Genomic DNA, 17,519 nt, shown 5'->3' on the forward strand with positions numbered 1-17,519 from the left:
AGATTATTAGTATTATATCTGTTTTGTTCTGTGGACTTTCATTGTCGCAAGCGCAATCAGTACATGTGGCTGAAGTGCTGAAAAAGTTGGATATGGAGAATATCAGGGTAGCGGAGAAAGAGGATACAATCACTGCGTCTTTTGAGACTTCCGCATATAGGGGAATTTATAACGGCATCGGGATTGCCATACGCCATCTGATTGCCGTGCCGGAATCGCCTACTTTGCAACTTGTCATATTGGATAATGCATTGCCGCAACTTTGTATCACTTTACCGGCAGAGTTAATTAAAGATTATCAGTTCGGCAAATGTACATTGGATGAAGTCTATCGAAACATGAAGATGACTACTTCTACTCAGACTGCGATGCAGGGCTTGAAAGATGTGAAGTCACAGCAGAGTAGTTTCGGAAAAGTGGATTTAGTATTGTACCCCGGAGTGATGTTGGTAAATAATGTGACCTATAAATTGTATAAGGCAGCTCTTGACCTGCAACCTGCTTTGGAAATGCAATTATGGAAGGGAGCTTCGTTGAGGATGCAAGTCAGCCTGCCTATTGTGAATAACGAGTCGGGTAAATGGGACTGTATTCGCTTGGGATTTATGACTGTACGGCAGGATTTCCGTTTGTATAATCATTGGAAGGGATACATTACCGGTGGTAATTTCTCAAATGACCGTTTGGGAGTTGCCGCAGGCGTCGGTTACTTCTCCAACAATGGCAGATGGACGATAGAGGGCGAAGGCGGACTTACCGGTTCTTCCCATTTTTATGGGAGTGACTGGAAGATGAGTAAATGGAAAAGGATAAATGGCCGGTTGGCAGTAGGATACTATGTGCCCGGGGTTAATACTTTGCTGAAAGTGGATGGCGGTCGTTTCATTTATGGAGATTACGGAATACGGGGAAGTGTTTCGCGCTATTTCGGTGAGTATATAGTAGGGGTTTACGGTATGTATACGGATGGGGCTAAAAATGCGGGATTCAATTTTTCTATCCCATTGCCGGGGAAGAAACGCAAACGCCATGCTGTACGAGTGATGCTTCCTGAATATTTCAGTTTCCAGTATGATATGCGTAGTGGTAATGAATATGCCCGTCATTTTCTAGGTGAGAGTTATAGTACCGAACCGAAATCTGCAGAGAATTCACGTTTTTGGCAACCGGACTATATCCGTTATTTCCTGATCCGGACAAATAAGAAATGAACTTGATTAATATATAGAACTAGTATTTTAAACAAAATTGAAACATTATGAAAAGTGAAAAATGGTTGTATGCATGTTTTTTAGCGTTAGTCTTTGGTGTATTTTCCTTTGCGGTTGTCGCCTGTCATGACGACGATGATCCCGAACCGGAAGCTGGTGAAGTAATTGATACTCCCAAACCGGTTGTTGAATTTTACATTATGGGTACTGTGACTTCGAAAGGGGAAGCTAAAAGCGGGGTAAGTGTAAAAGTGGGCGAACAGAATTGTACAACAGACTCGGAAGGTAAATTCTCTGTAACGGAGAAAACGACTGGCACTTATACGATTGAAGTTGCTCCAAAAGGTTATCTTGCACAGAAAACTTCTGCTGTAATAGCTGATAATGCTGAAAATCGCACGGTGGTAACTGTTGCTTTTGCTTTGACTGAAGAAAGTCCGAAAGAAGAAGTGAAGTTGGATGCAGAAGAGACAACTACAGTGGAAGATAAAAGTAACTCTAATGTGGACCTTCCAAAGCCGGAAGAAGTAGCACCGGAAGAGGTTGTTGAAGACAGACCTTTGGCAAAAATAACTGTTGAGATTCCGGCAGGTGCCATTGAGGAAGAAGGAAATGAAGATATTGTTACTGAGAATAAAGTAAATATCAGTGTAACTACATTTGTGCCTGCTCCTGAAGAAGTAAAAACTGAGGTAAAACCTGCAGAAGAAAACAAAGCCGTAGAAAAAAGTATTCCTTTGGCTGCAGCTCAATTTGAACCGTCCGGATTGAAATTTGCGCAACCTGTCACCATTTCTATTCCTAACCCTATCCCGGGAGTCTCTTTTGCTGATAGTGACGTACAACTTACGTATCTAAATCCCGAGACTGGAAATTGGGAAGTGCAAGATGGGAAAGTAAGTGTAGGGGAGGAGAATTATAGCGCTCCTGTCAATCACTTCTCTGCTTATGCTATCGAGAATAAGGTAACCAGTACTGTCAGCAAAGAGACTATACAGAAAGAGGATATTTTGGGACAGGCAAGTCAGGATAATAGTGAAAATCCGAAAGCAGTGACAGGCATTGTTCTGAAATATAAGGAAAAAGCCGGTTGGGATTACGAAGGTGATATTGTACAAACTGTAAAGAAACAATTGACCGGAGCCAATGAGAAAACTATCAATGCGATGGTAGCCTATCTCAAGACCCGTATGTTTGCGCTGATGGGTTCGGTATCCGGCATCACGTCTACTGAACGTGTTTATAATACAGTCAATGTAAATGGCTATACGAAGATGGATTATTCTTGTTTTGCCAAGACTCGTATTACTACATTGAAAACGAAAGTAGTATATAATAATCAGAATGTGACCATTGAAATATCGGCAAAACGATATACAGGAACGGACCATCAGTACAAGACGGTAACGTTCGACCCGCGCCATAGTGGTGGTAAGGGAGGAAATATCTAAGAATCTTTATTGGTTTAATCTTAGAATGATCCAAAATTTGAATTTTCAATGTAAAGACATAATAAACCCAGTTTCAGGTTTTCCAAAGGGAATGCCTGAAACTCATCTCAAGATAGTTCAAGCTTGTGAAAGTCTGAACTTTCAACTTTTCTTAAACTATCTTCTCCCGTTGCGCAAGATACGCTGATCCTTATTTCCCTTAGACAGAAGATGTTTTAAGAATACAAAAGCCCGGGCTTGCGAAAGTCCGGGCTTTTCGATGATAAATAATAATATGTACAATTAGAAATAATATCCTAAATTCACAAAGCAACTTCCCTTATCCGTCTGATTGGAGTATCCCAATGAAATTTCCAACGGACCGAAGATACTGTCCATCCCATAGCCTGCGCTGATGCCGAATAGCTGTTTACCCTTCAAAATCTCAAAGAAATTGCTTTCCGTCAGTCCATAATTCCCTGTTAGAGTAAGGTAATGAATAGAACCCATGCGCTGTCTGAACTTTACGGACGCAATCATGAGAGTGTTGTCCATCAACTCCAGATTATTGACTCCTGCAAATGGCAATTGCTGTGGAATATAGAAACCGGGTACTTCGCCACCAATTGCGTTTTGCAAAGGATATGGAAATCCTTTTCCAATTAGGATACGTCCATAAATGGAGGGGATGACAGAAAAGCGGCGGGTGATGGGAATGACACTTGCCCACGATGCACTCAAGGCGGAAAACGGAGCGTGTTCATTGTATTGCGCCATATTATCCGTATAGAGTGAATAAGCGGCTTTGAAATCACTTCCTTTAGCAGGGAAATATCCCTTGTCATACGTATTATAATGTACTTGGGCAAAATAACTCAGAAAATGCTCCGACTCTACTTTCAGGTTCGTAAGTTCCGGTTTCTTAAACAGGAAATCTTTGTATTTATAATATTCAAAACGAAGTCCGAGACCGAAGCGGAAGTTCTTGTACCACACATCCGAGAAGCCAAATTCCGCCAAGTGGTATTTGTAAGTTGTATTGTAGGCACGATCACCTTCTTCATAGATGTTGATATCATTGTATTGAAACATATATGAGAAGTTGAAGTTGCGCTGTTGCATCGGCTCGAGTGTGTAATCTATACGGGCGGCATACCGTTTCCCCAATCGTCCGGTAAGGGAAAGACGAGAAGGGATGCGAGTTTTGAGGTCTGCTGTCGCGTTGAGTAATAGAGACGCAATCTCTTCCGAATCGAAACGGATACCGAGATTGATTCTTCTTTCATATTTCTCTTGCAATAGGAAGTTGAGCTGGTATCCTTCAAGAGTTTCTGTTAATGTATAACTGGCACCGGAATAGGATTGGCTGCCACGTAGTTGGTACAAAGCCTGTTCTATCTGTTGAGTCGAGATATTGCTGTTCTCTTTCAGGTTGCATTTCTTTATCAGCCATTTCTTATCGTCCACTTCTACGCCGGAAAACGAGATGTCCGTCACGTAGATGGTACGCACATTGGATAGAGAGGAGTAAGGCCCGTGTTGCTTGGGCGTATAATCATCCGCTATTCCTATCTTCTTTTTCAATGCGAGCAGAGAGCCCCATTGTGCCCTTGCCGCTTCTTCACCCCTTCGCATCAAGGAGTCTATGGCGGCAGGTGTGAAGCTGGCGGATGAATAACCATCCACGTTTACACGGATATAGGTATCTGTGAGGTCTACATTCTTTTCATGATTCGACTGGCAGGTAATATCCACAATCTGTCCTAAAATATCGGGAACACTATTCAGCTTGTCCGCTGTTTTCAGGGCATTTTGTACATCCACTCCGATAATAATATCAGCTCCCATCGCTTTTACCACATCTGCCGGGTAGTTGTTGACGATACCGCCGTCTACCAATACCATGCTGTCTTTCCGTACCGGGGTGAATGCACCAGGGATAGCCATACTGGCACGCATGGCGGTAGAAAGTATCCCGTCACGAAATACAATCTGATCTCCGTTTACGATATCAGCAGCTACACAGGCAAAGGGAATAGGAAGTTTATTGAAGTCGATAGAGTCATGATACCCCATCGTTAAGTCCGAGAATAGATTCGCAAGATTCTGACCTTTCATGATTCCCCCCGATGCTGCATCCTTGGGAGTTTTAGTGAAAGGTATGGAGATGACGAACTGTTCAGAGCGTTCGCGGTCAGTCAGTGACATGGCACTTCGTTTGACACGGTCACTGAGCAGGAATGTCCAGTTCTGTTTCCGTACCATGCTGTCCAGTTGTTCCGGCGTGTAGCCAATGGCATAAAGACCACCCACAATAGCCCCCATACTGGTTCCGGCTATGTAATCAATAGGAATACCGGCTTCCTCAATCACTTTCAATGCTTTGATGTGCGCCATTCCTTTGGCACCACCACCGCTTAAAACTACTCCTACCTTTTTGCGTTGCTCCTGTGAATGCAAAGAAAAAGGTAATAAGATGCAGATTGACAAAACTAATGTTGAAAAGATTTGTTTTTTCATTAGGACATGGTCTAGTGTTGTTGTTTTAATATAATACAAATGTAGGGCATAATTTGTTTAGTTGTTGAAATGGGAATTAAAAAAAATGTTCCAAAAGTCGGAAATGTGGATTATTTCTACACTTTACCCGGCAAATTCCACATTTCCACATCTGATATGACAGAATATAATAGGCTGAATGCCAGTAAATAGTAGGTGTAAGGAATTTTGGCATGCAAATTGCATAAAAAGGAGTAGAGAACAAACATAAGTTAAATTTAATAATAAGATTCGATATGAGATTATTCTTTTCGAAACATGAGTTGAAACTGAGGAGAAAGAGAACCATTGCTGCTATTATCTGCGCGGTAGTTGTGTTGGGCGTGTACTGGATACTGACCCGACCTCAGAAGGCTGAGCCGGAAATGCCGACAGTTATTGTTGAACCGGTGGTGAAAGACGATGTAGAAATATATGGGGAATATGTGGGACGTATCCGTGCCCAACAGTTCGTCGAAGTACGTGCCCGTGTGGAAGGCTACCTGGAAAATATGCTTTTTGCCGAAGGTACATATGTAAATAAGAATCAGGTTTTGTTTGTGATTAACCAGGACCAGTATCGTGCCAAAGCGGATAAGGCCAGGGCTCAATTGAAGAAAGACGAGGCACAGGCTTTGAAGGCAGACCGTGACTTGAAGCGTATCCGTCCGCTGTTTGAACAGAATGCTGCGAGCCAATTGGACTTGGATAATGCGGAGGCAGCTTATGAGAGTGCGGAAGCAACCGTAGCAATGAGTGAAGCAGACTTGGCACAGGCAGAACTTGAATTGGGCTATACGATTGTTCGTTCGCCCCTGGCTGGACATATCAGTGAAAGAAATGTGGACTTGGGTACATTGGTTGGTCCCGGTGGAAAATCACTGCTCGCCACCATTGTGAAAAGTGATACGGTGCTGGTAGACTTTAATATGACGGCACTTGATTATTTAAAGAGTAAGGAAAGAAACATTAATTTGGGACAACAGGATTCTACCCGTTCCTGGCAGCCGAATATTACCATTACATTGGCGGATAATACTGTTTATCCCTATAAAGGTTATGTCGATTTTGCCGAACCGCAGGTCGACCCTCAAACCGGTACTTTCTCCGTTCGTGCAGAAATGCCTAATCCGAAACAAGTTTTATTGCCGGGACAGTTTACAAAAGTGAAACTGTTGCTGGATGTTCGCGAAGGCGCACTTGTTGTTCCTATGAAGGCGGTTACCATCGAAAAGGGTGGAGCCTATATTTATATTATGCGTAAGGATAATACGGCAGAAAAACGTTTTATCGAATTGGGTCCTGAAGTAGGAAACAATGGCGTAGTGGAACGAGGAGTGGCTGAAGGAGAGATGGTTATAATAGAAGGTTTCCATAAGCTAACCCCGGGAATGAAGGTGCGGGTAAGTCAGCCGGACACAGAAACGAAGGATAACGCGAAAGGAGAATAAACGATGAAAGTTACTTTTTTTATAGATAGGCCGGTCTTTTCGGCTGTAATCTCCATCGTGATTGTAATTGTCGGCATTATCGGCTTGACAATGCTTCCGGTGGATCAATATCCGCAGATCACGCCCCCGGTGGTGAAGATCAGCGCATCTTACCCCGGTGCGAGTGCGCTTACCGTGTCACAAGCGGTAGCCACCCCGATAGAGCAGGAAATTAACGGTACGCCGGGGATGCTTTATATGGAATCCAACAGTTCTAACTCCGGAGGTTTTTCGGCAACGGTTACATTCGATGTTTCTGCCGATCCGGATTTGGCGGCTGTTGAGATTCAGAACCGTGTGAAACTGGCGGAATCCCGTTTGCCGGCGGAAGTGATTCAGAATGGTATTTCAGTAGAAAAGCAGGCTCCCAGCCAGTTAATGACTCTCTGTCTGACTTCTACCGACCCGAAGTTCGACGAAATTTATTTGAGTAACTTTGCTACAATCAATGTGCTCGATGTGATTCGCCGTATTCCGGGAGTAGGGCGTGTCTCGAATATCGGTAGCCGTTACTATGCGATGCAGATATGGGCACAACCCGATAAGCTGGCCAATTTCGGACTGACCGTACAGGATTTGCAGAATGCATTAAAAGACCAGAACCGTGAATCGGCGGCAGGTGTGCTTGGACAACAACCGGTGCAGGGATTGGATATTACGATTCCTATTACGACACAGGGACGTCTTTCCACAGTCGGACAGTTTGAAGATATTGTGGTGCGTGCCAATGCGAACGGTTCCATCATCCGGTTGAAAGATGTGGCGCGTGTATCACTGGAAGCTTCTTCCTATAACACGGAGAGTGGTATCAACGGTGAAAATGCCGCTATACTTGGCATTTATATGTTGCCGGGTGCTAATGCTATGGAAGTTGCCGGAAGAGTGAAAGAAGCGATGAATGAGATTAGCAAAAACTTCCCCGAAGGATTGAGCTATGAGATTCCGTTTGATATGACGACTTATATTTCCGAATCTATTCATGAAGTATATAAGACGCTGTTTGAAGCATTGGCATTGGTGGTACTTGTTGTCTATCTGTCCTTGCAGAGTTGGCGTGCAACATTGATTCCGGTAGTGGCAGTACCTATTTCATTAATCGGTACTTTCGGATTTATGTTGATTTTCGGTTTCTCCCTGAACATCCTGACATTGCTCGGATTGATTCTTGCTATCGGTATCGTTGTAGATGATGCGATTGTGGTGGTGGAAGGCGTAGAGCATATCATGGAAACGGAAAAGTTGAGCCCTTACGAAGCCACAAAGAAAGCAATGACCGGGCTGTCAAGTGCATTGATTGCCACTTCGCTGGTTTTGGCGGCAGTATTTGTTCCGGTTAGTTTTCTGAGTGGAATTACGGGACAGTTGTACCGTCAGTTTACGGTGACGATTGTGGTGTCCGTACTTATCTCTACGGTGGTGGCGTTGACACTGAGTCCTGTCATGTGTTCTCTGATATTAAAGCCGGATAGTGGAAAAAAGAAAAATATTGTTTTCAGGAAAATCAATGAATGGCTGGGCATTGGCAGCAATAAATATGTAGCTGCCGTAACCCGTACTATCAAACATCCACGTCGGGTATTGAGTGCTTTTGGAATGGTGCTGATTGCGATTTTGCTGATTCACCGTTTTATTCCGACCAGTTTCCTGCCGGTAGAAGACCAGGGATATTTCAAGATTGAACTCGAATTGCCGGAGGGAGCTACTTTGGAACGTACGCGCGTCGTAACAGAACGTGCCATTAAGTATCTGGAGAAGAATCCATATGTGGAATATATCCAGAATGTAACGGGAAGCAGTCCGCGTGTAGGAAGCAATCAGGGGCGTGCTGAACTGACAGTCATACTGAAACCTTGGGAAGAGCGGAAGAGTACCAGCATCGAGAAGATAATGGATACGGTGGAGAAACATCTGAAGGAATATCCGGAGTGTAAGGTTTACCTGTCCACTCCTCCGGTAATACCGGGACTCGGTAGTTCGGGAGGTTTTGAAATGCAGTTGGAAGCTCGTGGAGAGGCTACCTTCGATAATTTAGTAGATGCGGCGGATACATTGATGTATTACGCGTCCAAGCGCAAGGAACTGACAGGCTTGTCTTCTTCTCTGCAATCGGAGATACCGCAACTCTACTTTGATGTAGACCGTGACAAGGTGAAGATGCTGGGTGTACCTTTGGCCGACGTGTTTTCTACCATGAAAGCCTATACCGGTTCGGTGTACGTGAATGACTTTAATATGTTCAACCGTATATATAAGGTGTATATCCAGGCGGAAGCTCCTTATCGTGAACATAAGGATAATATCAACTTGTTCTTTGTGAAGGCATCCAATGGAGCTATGGTGCCGCTGACCTCTTTAGGAAATGCGTCATACACCACAGGACCGGGTAGCATCAAACGTTTTAATATGTTTACTGCTGCTGTCATTCGCGGAGCAGCTGCGCAAGGATATAGTTCCGGACAGGCTATGGAGATAATGGAGCAGATTGCCCGTGACCATCTTCCCGACAATATCGGTTTGGAATGGAGTGGACTTTCCTATCAGGAAAAGCAGGCTGGCGGTCAGACTGGTATGGTAATGGCGTTAGTGTTCCTGTTTGTTTTTCTTTTCCTTGCCGCACAATATGAGAGCTGGACAGTGCCTATCGCAGTATTGCTTTCTTTGCCGGTTGCCGCTTTGGGAGCCTATTTGGGAGTTTGGCTTTGCGGATTGGAAAACGATATTTATTTCCAAATCGGATTGGTAATGTTGGTAGGACTTGCCGCCAAGAATGCGATTCTGATTGTAGAGTTTGCTAAGGTGCAAGTTGATAAAGGTGAAGATTTGGTGCAGTCGGCCATTTATGCAGCCCGGTTGCGTTTCCGCCCGATTCTGATGACTTCTCTTGCGTTCGTTCTCGGTATGCTTCCAATGGTATTGGCAAGCGGTCCCGGTTCGGCAAGCCGGCAGGCAATCGGTACGGGAGTATTTTTCGGAATGATATTTGCCATCGTGTTTGGTATCATTCTCGTGCCGTTCTTCTTTGTGATGGTATATAAGACGAAGTCGAAAATCTTAAGACATAAGAAATAATGAAACGAAAAAAACTATATATTGCTATCTTATTACTTGCAGGAGTGTTGACTTCCTGCAAGGTAGGAAAAAGCTATGTCCGTCCCGACCTTCATTTGCCCGACAGCTTGGCGCAACGTCAGGATTCAGTCAGCTTTGGTGATTTGGACTGGAGAGACATCTATACGGACTCTACATTGCAAAGTCTGATTGAACGCACACTGGAGCATAATAAGGATGTGCTGATAGCTGCCTCCCGTGTGCAGGAAATGGCTGCGCAGAAAAGAATCTCTACGGCAGCCCTGCTACCGGATATAAAAGGAAAAGTGACCGCAGAACGTGAACTTGAGAATCATGGGGGCGATGCCTTTAGGAAATCTGAAACGTTTGAAGCCCAATTCCTTGTTTCATGGGAACTCGACCTTTGGGGAAACTTGCGTTGGGCACGTTCCGCCAGTGTTGCCGAATACCTGCAATCAATAGAAGCGCAACGGGCACTTAGAATGACGATTGTAGCTGAAGTGGCGCAGGCTTATTATGAACTGGTAGCTTTGGATACGGAACTGGATATTGTAAAACAGACCTTGAAAGCCCGTGAAGAAGGTGTCCGGTTGGCACGTATCCGGTTTGCCGGAGGGCTGACTTCGGAGACTTCCTATCGACAGGCACAAGTGGAATTGGCGCGTACGGCAACATTGGTGCCGGACCTGGAACGCAAAATTTCTCTGAAAGAGAATGATATTGCCTTTCTTGCGGGCGAATATCCTAACAAGATTGCCCGTTCCCGTTTGCTTCAGGAGTTCAATTCTCCGAAGATGCTTCCGGTGGGACTGCCGTCCACTTTGCTGGAACGCCGTCCTGATATTCGTCAGGCAGAACAGAAACTGATTGCCGCTAATGCCAAAGTAGGAGTGGCTTATACAAATATGTTCCCGCGCCTGGCACTGACCGGTGGTTTCGGTACGGAAAGTACTTCTCTGTCCAGTCTGCTGAAATCTCCTTATGCCGTTATGGAAGGCGCTTTGCTGACTCCCATTTTCGGTTGGGGAAAGAACCGCGCGGCGCTGAAAGCGAAAAAGGCAGCTTATGAAGGCGAAGTGCATAACTATGAGAAGTCCGTACTGCAAGCATTCAAGGAAGCACGCAATGCGATTGTAAATTTCAACAAGATAAAGGAAGTCTATGAGCTTCGTGCTAACTTGGAACGTTCGGCGAAGAGCTATATGGACCTTGCGCAGCTTCAATACATCAACGGTGTCATCAATTATCTGGATGTGCTGGATGCCCAACGTGGATACTTCGACGCACAGATAGGTTTGAGCAATGCGATTCGTGACGAATTGATTACTGTTGTGCAACTTTATAAGGCTTTGGGCGGTGGTTGGAAACAAAATCCTTAAACAAAAGAAAGAAGAATTTTTATAATTCGGAAAAAAGTGCGAAATTTGCAACGCTTTTCAAGTTTGACAAGAAACTTACTAACACCTTTAAATAAAAAATTAAAGAAAATGACTAAAAGTGCATTGCAAATCGCAAGGGCTGCTTATCAGCCCAAACTTCCGAAAGCATTGGCATCAGGAGCCGTTAAAGCTGTAGCGGGTGCTGCTACACAGTCCGTTGCCGACCAGGAAGCTATCAAAGCATTATTCCCTAACACGTACGGAATGCCGTTAATTACATTCGAAGCAGGTGAAGCTGTTGCTCTTCCTGCTATGAATGTGGGTGTAATCCTTTCAGGTGGACAAGCTCCTGGTGGTCACAATGTAATCTCAGGTTTGTTCGACGGTATCAAGAAACTGAACCCGGAAAACAAATTGTATGGTTTCATCCTGGGTCCTGGCGGTCTGGTAGACCATAACTATATGGAACTGACTGCTGACATCATCGACGAATACCGTAACACAGGTGGTTTTGATATCATCGGTTCAGGTCGTACGAAGCTGGAAGCTGAAAGCCAGTTTGAAAAAGGACTTGAAATCATCAAGGAACTGGGCATCAAAGCGCTGGTTATCATTGGTGGTGACGACTCTAACACAAATGCTTGTGTATTGGCTGAATACTATGCTGCGAAGAAGTATGGTGTACAGGTAATCGGTTGCCCGAAGACTATCGACGGTGACTTGAAAAACGATATGATTGAAACTTCTTTCGGTTTCGATACAGCTTGTAAGACTTACGCAGAAGTAATCGGTAACATCCAACGTGACTGTAACTCTGCACGCAAATACTGGCACTTCATCAAATTGATGGGTCGTTCGGCTTCTCATATCGCACTGGAATGTGCTTTGCAGGTACAGCCTAACGTATGTATCATCTCTGAAGAAGTTGAAACAAAAGATATGTCTTTGGATGATGTAGTAACATACATCGCTCAAGTGGTAGCCGACCGTGCTGCACAAGGACACAACTTCGGTACAGTATTGATTCCTGAAGGATTGGTTGAGTTCATCCCGGCTATGAAACGTCTGATTGCTGAATTGAACGACTTCCTGGCTGCTAACGCAGAAGAATTCGCTCAAATCAAGAAATCTCACCAACGTGATTATATCATCCGCAAACTTTCTCCGGAAAACTCTGCTATCTATGCAAGTCTGCCGGAAGGTGTTGCCCGTCAGTTGACGTTGGACCGTGACCCGCACGGAAACGTTCAGGTATCATTGATTGAAACAGAAAAACTGTTGTCTGAAATGGTAGCTACCAAGTTGGCTTCCTGGAAAGAAGAAGGCAAGTATGTAGGTAAATTTGCTGCACAGCACCACTTCTTCGGTTACGAAGGACGTTGCGCTGCTCCGTCAAACTTCGATGCTGACTACTGCTATTCTTTGGGTTACACAGCTTCTGTGTTGATTGCTGACGGTAAGACTGGTTATATGTCTTCTGTACGTAACACAACTGCTCCTGCTGCCGAATGGATTGCAGGTGGTGTGCCTATCACAATGATGATGAACATGGAACGTCGTCACGGTGAAATGAAGCCGGTTATCCAGAAAGCATTGGTGAAACTGGACGGTGCTCCTTTCAAGGCATTCGCTGCACAACGTGACCGTTGGGCTGTTGAAACGGATTATGTATATCCGGGTCCGATTCAGTACTTTGGTCCTACAGAAGTTTGCGACCAGGCAACCAAGACTTTGCAGTTGGAGCAAGCTAAATAAAAGATAAACAAACAAGCGGTGAACGGTAAGTGCCATGCGGAAAATCTGTATGGTTTCTGTTCACCGCTTTTTTAGTTCATCACGAATCACTAACCCTTAATCACTAAGACACTTGCCGCCACGCAACAACCCAATCTCTGCCGTACAGAAGAAAAAAACTGTCTCCACTACCCGAAAGAAAGGAACGGCTTCTTCTTCCAAATCTTCCCGTACCCCGAAAAAGGTACAAGCGAAGCATAGTCATGCTATGCCTGTTTGGCTTCGCAATATCGTGGCAGTGATGATTGTCGGTTGTTTCTCCATTGCTTTTTATTATTTCTTTATCCGTCCTTATGCTTACCGTTGGAAACCTTGCCACGGATTAAAAGAATATGGCGTCTGCATTCCGGCAGGATATGATATTCACGGAATTGATATTTCCCATTATCAGGGAAAAATAGACTGGCCGAAACTTCGGCAGAACAAAGAAACAGTGACTCCCTTGCACTTTGTTTTTATGAAGGCGACGGAAGGCGGAGACCATGGCGATACTACTTTCTCGGCTAACTTTGCCAATGCCCGTAATCACGGATTTATCCGGGGAGCCTATCATTTTTATATTCCGAGCACGGATGCTCTGAAGCAGGCGGACTTTTTTATCCGTACGGTGAAACTGGATACAGGCGATTTGCCACCTGTACTTGATGTGGAAGTGACCGGACGAAAAGAAAAAGCAGAATTGCAGCAAGGCATCAAACGCTGGCTCGACCGTGTGGAATCTCATTACGGAGTGAAGCCGATTCTTTACACTTCCTATAAATTTAAGACACGTTATCTGGACGATTCCATTTTCAACGCATATCCTTACTGGATTGCCCATTACTATGTTGACTCCGTGAGGTATCAGGGCAAATGGGACTTTTGGCAACATACGGATGTGGGAAGTGTGCCCGGAATCAAGGAAGACGTAGACCTGAATGTATTCAACGGTACATTGGAAGACCTGAGAAAACTGACAATTAAATAACAGGTATTTCCTTTCTAAACAACTTATCTCTTCTCTTATTTGTTATAATCGTATTATTACTTAAAAAAATACGATTATGAACTTTGATATAGCTATTATTGGCGGTGGCCCTGCCGGTTATACAGCCGCCGAAAGGGCAGGGGCAAACGGATTGAAAGCCGTTCTTTTCGAGAAAAAAGCAATAGGTGGAGTATGTCTCAACGAAGGATGTATCCCTACTAAAACTTTGTTATATTCTGCTAAAATACTGGATAGTATAAAGACTGCTTCCAAATATGGCGTTTCCGCCGAATCTCCTTCTTTCGATTTATCCAAAATCATGAGCCGTAAAGATAAGACGGTGAAAATGCTGACAGGAGGTGTGAAGATGACTGTAAACTCTTATGGGGTGACAATCGTAGAGAAAGAAGCCCTCATCGAAGGAGAGAAAGACGGATTGATTCGCATCACTTGTGACGGCGAGACTTACTTCGCCAAATATCTGCTGGTCTGTACAGGTTCTGATACGGTGATTCCCCCGATACCGGGATTGTCGGATGTCAGTTACTGGACTTCAAAAGAAGCATTGGAAATAAAGGAACTCCCCAAAACACTGGTTATCATTGGCGGCGGAGTGATTGGGATGGAATTTGCTTCTTTCTTCAATAGCATGGGCGTAAAAGTGCATGTAGTGGAAATGATGCCCGAGATTCTAGGGGCAATGGATAAGGAAACGAGTGGTATGCTCCGTGCCGAATATGCTAAACGCGGAGTTATTTTCTACCTGAATACGAAAGTGGTGGAAGTGAAACCGAATGGAGTCGTGATAGAGAAAGACGGAAAAACGTCTACTATTGAAGCGGAAAAGATATTGCTTAGCGTAGGCCGTAAAGCAAACCTATCCGGCGTAGGACTGGATAAACTGAACATCGAACTCCTGCGCAACGGAGTGAAAGTGGATGAACATCTACAGACTTCCCATCCCCATGTATATGCTTGCGGAGATATTACGGGATATTCCTTATTGGCTCATACCGCCATCCGTGAAGCGGAAGTTGCTATCAATCACATTTTGGGAGTCGAAGACCATATGAATTACGATTGTGTGCCGGGTGTAGTCTATACCAATCCAGAAGTCGCAGGAGTCGGAAAGACCGAAGAAGAACTGATAAAACAGGGACTTTCTTATCGTGTCTCCAAATTGCCAATGGCTTATTCAGGGCGATTTGTAGCGGAGAATGAGCAGGGCAACGGACTTTGCAAACTGATTCAGGATGAAGAAGGAAAAATCATCGGTTGCCATATGTTGGGAAATCCTGCATCGGAACTCATTGTGATAGCCGGCATCGCCATTCAGAGAGGATATACGGTGGAAGAATTTCAAAAGACCGTATTCCCGCATCCTACGGTTGGAGAGATTTATCACGAGATTATGTTTTAATTCTTATCCCGGCCAATCTATGATTCGATGTATATATAGTCCGTTTACTGATATTTATTTTCACCTGGCAGCAGAAGAGTATTTGTTGAAGCAGGGGAACGACGATATTTTTATGCTTTGGCAGGATACTCCCTCTGTGGTGATAGGTAAACATCAGCGTCTGCGGTCGGAAGTGGATACGGAATGGGCAGAACAGGAACAGATACATATTGCCCGCCGCTTTTCGGGCGGCGGAACGGTGTATCATGATATGGGTAATGTCAATCTGACTTTTATCGAAACGGCTCCGCGCCTGCCTGAGTTTATCACTTATCTTCAGCGGACATTGGACTTTTTGGCATCCATCGGTGTAATGGCAAAGGGGGATGAACGACTCGGTATCTATCTGGATGGAATGAAAATATCAGGAAGTGCACAATGTGTACATAAAGCCAGAGTGCTGTATCATTGCACTTTGCTGTATGATACCAATCTTACGGTGCTCAATGAAGTATTGAATCCGGAGCCGCTAGTCGATGATGGAACTTTATCCTCTGCATATGCCGTTCCATCCGTTCGGAGTGAAGTGACCAATATTCGTAAGCACTTATCAGTAGGAACTGTGGATGATTTTAAAGAAAATGCTTTTCGGTATTTCAGCAAATCGCAAAGGGTCAGTTCATTCAGTGGCGAAGAGATTGTGGCTATCAATCAGCTTCGGAAAGAAAAGTATGTTCAGAGAGAGTGGATATATAGTCGTTGAAATATAAGTTATGTTTATCAGCATCCGGTTAAAAATACCTTAACATAAAACTTTCTATTTCAGCCCATTGTTCTATTATATCAAGGTTGAATAAATAAATTTACTGTCTATGTCAAGATTCGAAATAAAAATGCCCAAGTTGGGCGAGAGTATAACCGAAGGGACAATCGTCTCTTGGTCTGTAAAAGTGGGTGATATGATTCAGGAAGACGATGTTCTTTTTGAAGTAAATACTGCTAAAGTAAGTGCCGAAATACCTTCTCCGGTAGCGGGAAAGGTAGTCGAGATTTTATATAAAGAAGGGGATACCGTTGCAGTAGGTATTGTTGTAGCCATTATTGATTTGGATGGCGAAGACGCTGCCGAAGGGGAAACTACCCATGAAGAAACCGTAAAAGAAGAAGTTCCTGCAAGCCAGTCTCCGGTTCAGCAAGAAGTTGCCAAACCGGTTGTTGCCGAGGAAGAACGTTGGTATTCGCCGGTTGTGATTCAGCTCGCAAGAGAAGCGAAAATTCCGAAAGAAGAACTGGACTCCATACTGGGAACCGGCTACGAAGGACGATTGAGCAAGAAGGATATAAAAGATTATATCGACAAGAAGAAAAGAGGAGTCAGTGGGGATTCCAAACCGTCAGCACCCGTTGCTGCTCCGGCTGCAAGCAAACCATCGGTTGCTGCTGCTTCCGCACCGGCAAGCCCGAAATCTTCTCCGGCCGCTCCGGTTGAGTCTAAATCATCCGCTCCTGTCACTATGCCGGGTGTGGAAGTGAAAGAGATGGACCGTGTCCGCCGGATTATAGCCGACCATATGGTTATGTCTAAGAAAGTATCTCCGCATGTCACTAATGTGGTAGAAGTAGATGTCACCCGTTTGGTGCGCTGGCGCGAAAAGAACAAAGACGCTTTCTTCCGTCGCGAAGGTGTCAAGCTGACTTATATGCCTGTGATTACGGAAGCCGTAGCGAAAGCATTGGCAACCTATCCGCAGGTGAATGTATCGGTGGACGGATATAATATTCTATTCAAGAAACATATCAATGTGGGTATTGCCGTTTCTTTGAACGATGGAAATCTGATAGTGCCTGTGGTGCATGATGCCGACCGTCTGAACCTGAACGGACTGGCTGTTGCCATTGATTCCCTGGCCCTGAAAGCGAGAGATAACAAACTAATGCCCGATGACATTGACGGCGGTACATTTACGATTACCAACTTCGGTACATTCAAGAGCCTGTTCGGTACGCCGATTATTAATCAGCCCCAAGTAGCTATCTTGGGAGTAGGCTATATCGAAAAGAAACCTGCCGTCATAGAAACTCCTGAAGGCGATACGATTGCTATCCGTCATAAGATGTACCTTTCCCTGTCTTACGACCATCGGGTAGTGGACGGAATGTTAGGAGGTAACTTCCTGCATTTTATAGCCGATTACCTGGAAAACTGGAAAGGTTGATAACTGATTGTTTCATTCATTAAGAA

Annotated in this window: 11 protein-coding genes; 10 read left to right on the forward strand and 1 reads right to left on the reverse strand. The window is 44.5% G+C overall.

The features are described 5' to 3' along the window. Positions 1 to 2: 2 nt before the first annotated feature. Together HC965_RS12215 and HC965_RS12220 are read left to right on the forward strand one after the other, a co-directional pair. Complete coding sequence (locus HC965_RS12215; protein ID WP_191032013.1) at positions 3 to 1,211, forward strand: YjbH domain-containing protein; 1,209 nt, start codon at positions 3 to 5, stop codon at positions 1,209 to 1,211. Positions 1,212 to 1,258: 47 nt separating this feature from the next. Continuing rightward, positions 1,259 to 2,662, forward strand: a complete 1,404-nt coding sequence (locus HC965_RS12220; protein ID WP_191031716.1) for a carboxypeptidase-like regulatory domain-containing protein — start codon at positions 1,259 to 1,261, stop codon at positions 2,660 to 2,662. 282 nt (positions 2,663 to 2,944) lie between these two features. Here the strand turns inward: HC965_RS12220 and HC965_RS12225 are convergent, their stop codons facing one another. Next, positions 2,945 to 5,161 carry a patatin-like phospholipase family protein gene (locus HC965_RS12225; protein WP_191031717.1) on the reverse strand — a complete coding sequence of 739 codons (2,217 nt, stop codon included), beginning with the start codon at positions 5,159 to 5,161 and terminating at the stop codon, positions 2,945 to 2,947. Between the two features lie 275 nt (positions 5,162 to 5,436). Between HC965_RS12225 and HC965_RS12230 the strand changes: the two genes are divergently transcribed. The 8 genes from HC965_RS12230 (at position 5,437) to HC965_RS12265 (ending at position 17,493) form a co-directional block, all read left to right on the forward strand. Continuing rightward, on the forward strand, positions 5,437 to 6,630 hold the full coding sequence (locus tag HC965_RS12230; RefSeq protein WP_191031718.1) for an efflux RND transporter periplasmic adaptor subunit: 1,194 nt from the start codon (positions 5,437 to 5,439) through the stop codon (positions 6,628 to 6,630). Between the two features lie 3 nt (positions 6,631 to 6,633). Further along, the gene (locus HC965_RS12235; protein WP_191031719.1) at positions 6,634 to 9,738 is read left to right on the forward strand and encodes an efflux RND transporter permease subunit; all 3,105 of its coding nucleotides are present in this window, start codon (positions 6,634 to 6,636) and stop codon (positions 9,736 to 9,738) included. Beyond that, entirely contained in the window at positions 9,738 to 11,117 is a 1,380-nt protein-coding gene (locus tag HC965_RS12240) for an efflux transporter outer membrane subunit (RefSeq protein ID WP_191031720.1), read from the forward strand. Before HC965_RS12235 ends, HC965_RS12240 begins: the two co-directional genes overlap by 1 nt. Before the next feature lie 108 nt (positions 11,118 to 11,225). Next, positions 11,226 to 12,872, forward strand: a complete 1,647-nt coding sequence (locus tag HC965_RS12245; protein ID WP_191031721.1) for a diphosphate--fructose-6-phosphate 1-phosphotransferase — start codon at positions 11,226 to 11,228, stop codon at positions 12,870 to 12,872. 112 nt (positions 12,873 to 12,984) lie between these two features. After that, positions 12,985 to 13,878 (forward strand): glycoside hydrolase family 25 protein, encoded by an 894-nt coding sequence (locus HC965_RS12250; protein ID WP_191031722.1) that lies wholly within the window; start codon positions 12,985 to 12,987, stop codon positions 13,876 to 13,878. Between the two features lie 76 nt (positions 13,879 to 13,954). Continuing rightward, the gene (lpdA, locus tag HC965_RS12255; protein ID WP_191031723.1) at positions 13,955 to 15,298 is read left to right on the forward strand and encodes a dihydrolipoyl dehydrogenase; all 1,344 of its coding nucleotides are present in this window, start codon (positions 13,955 to 13,957) and stop codon (positions 15,296 to 15,298) included. 19 nt (positions 15,299 to 15,317) lie between these two features. Further along, complete coding sequence (locus HC965_RS12260; RefSeq protein ID WP_191031724.1) at positions 15,318 to 16,040, forward strand: lipoate--protein ligase family protein; 723 nt, start codon at positions 15,318 to 15,320, stop codon at positions 16,038 to 16,040. Positions 16,041 to 16,149: 109 nt separating this feature from the next. Further along, a complete protein-coding gene (locus tag HC965_RS12265) occupies positions 16,150 to 17,493 on the forward strand; it encodes a dihydrolipoamide acetyltransferase family protein (protein WP_191031725.1) in 1,344 nt (447 codons plus the stop codon). The last annotated feature ends 26 nt before the right edge of the window (positions 17,494 to 17,519 follow it).

It is taken from the genome of Bacteroides sp. GM023 (assembly GCF_014750685.1).
Lineage (GTDB): Bacteria > Bacteroidota > Bacteroidia > Bacteroidales > Bacteroidaceae > Bacteroides.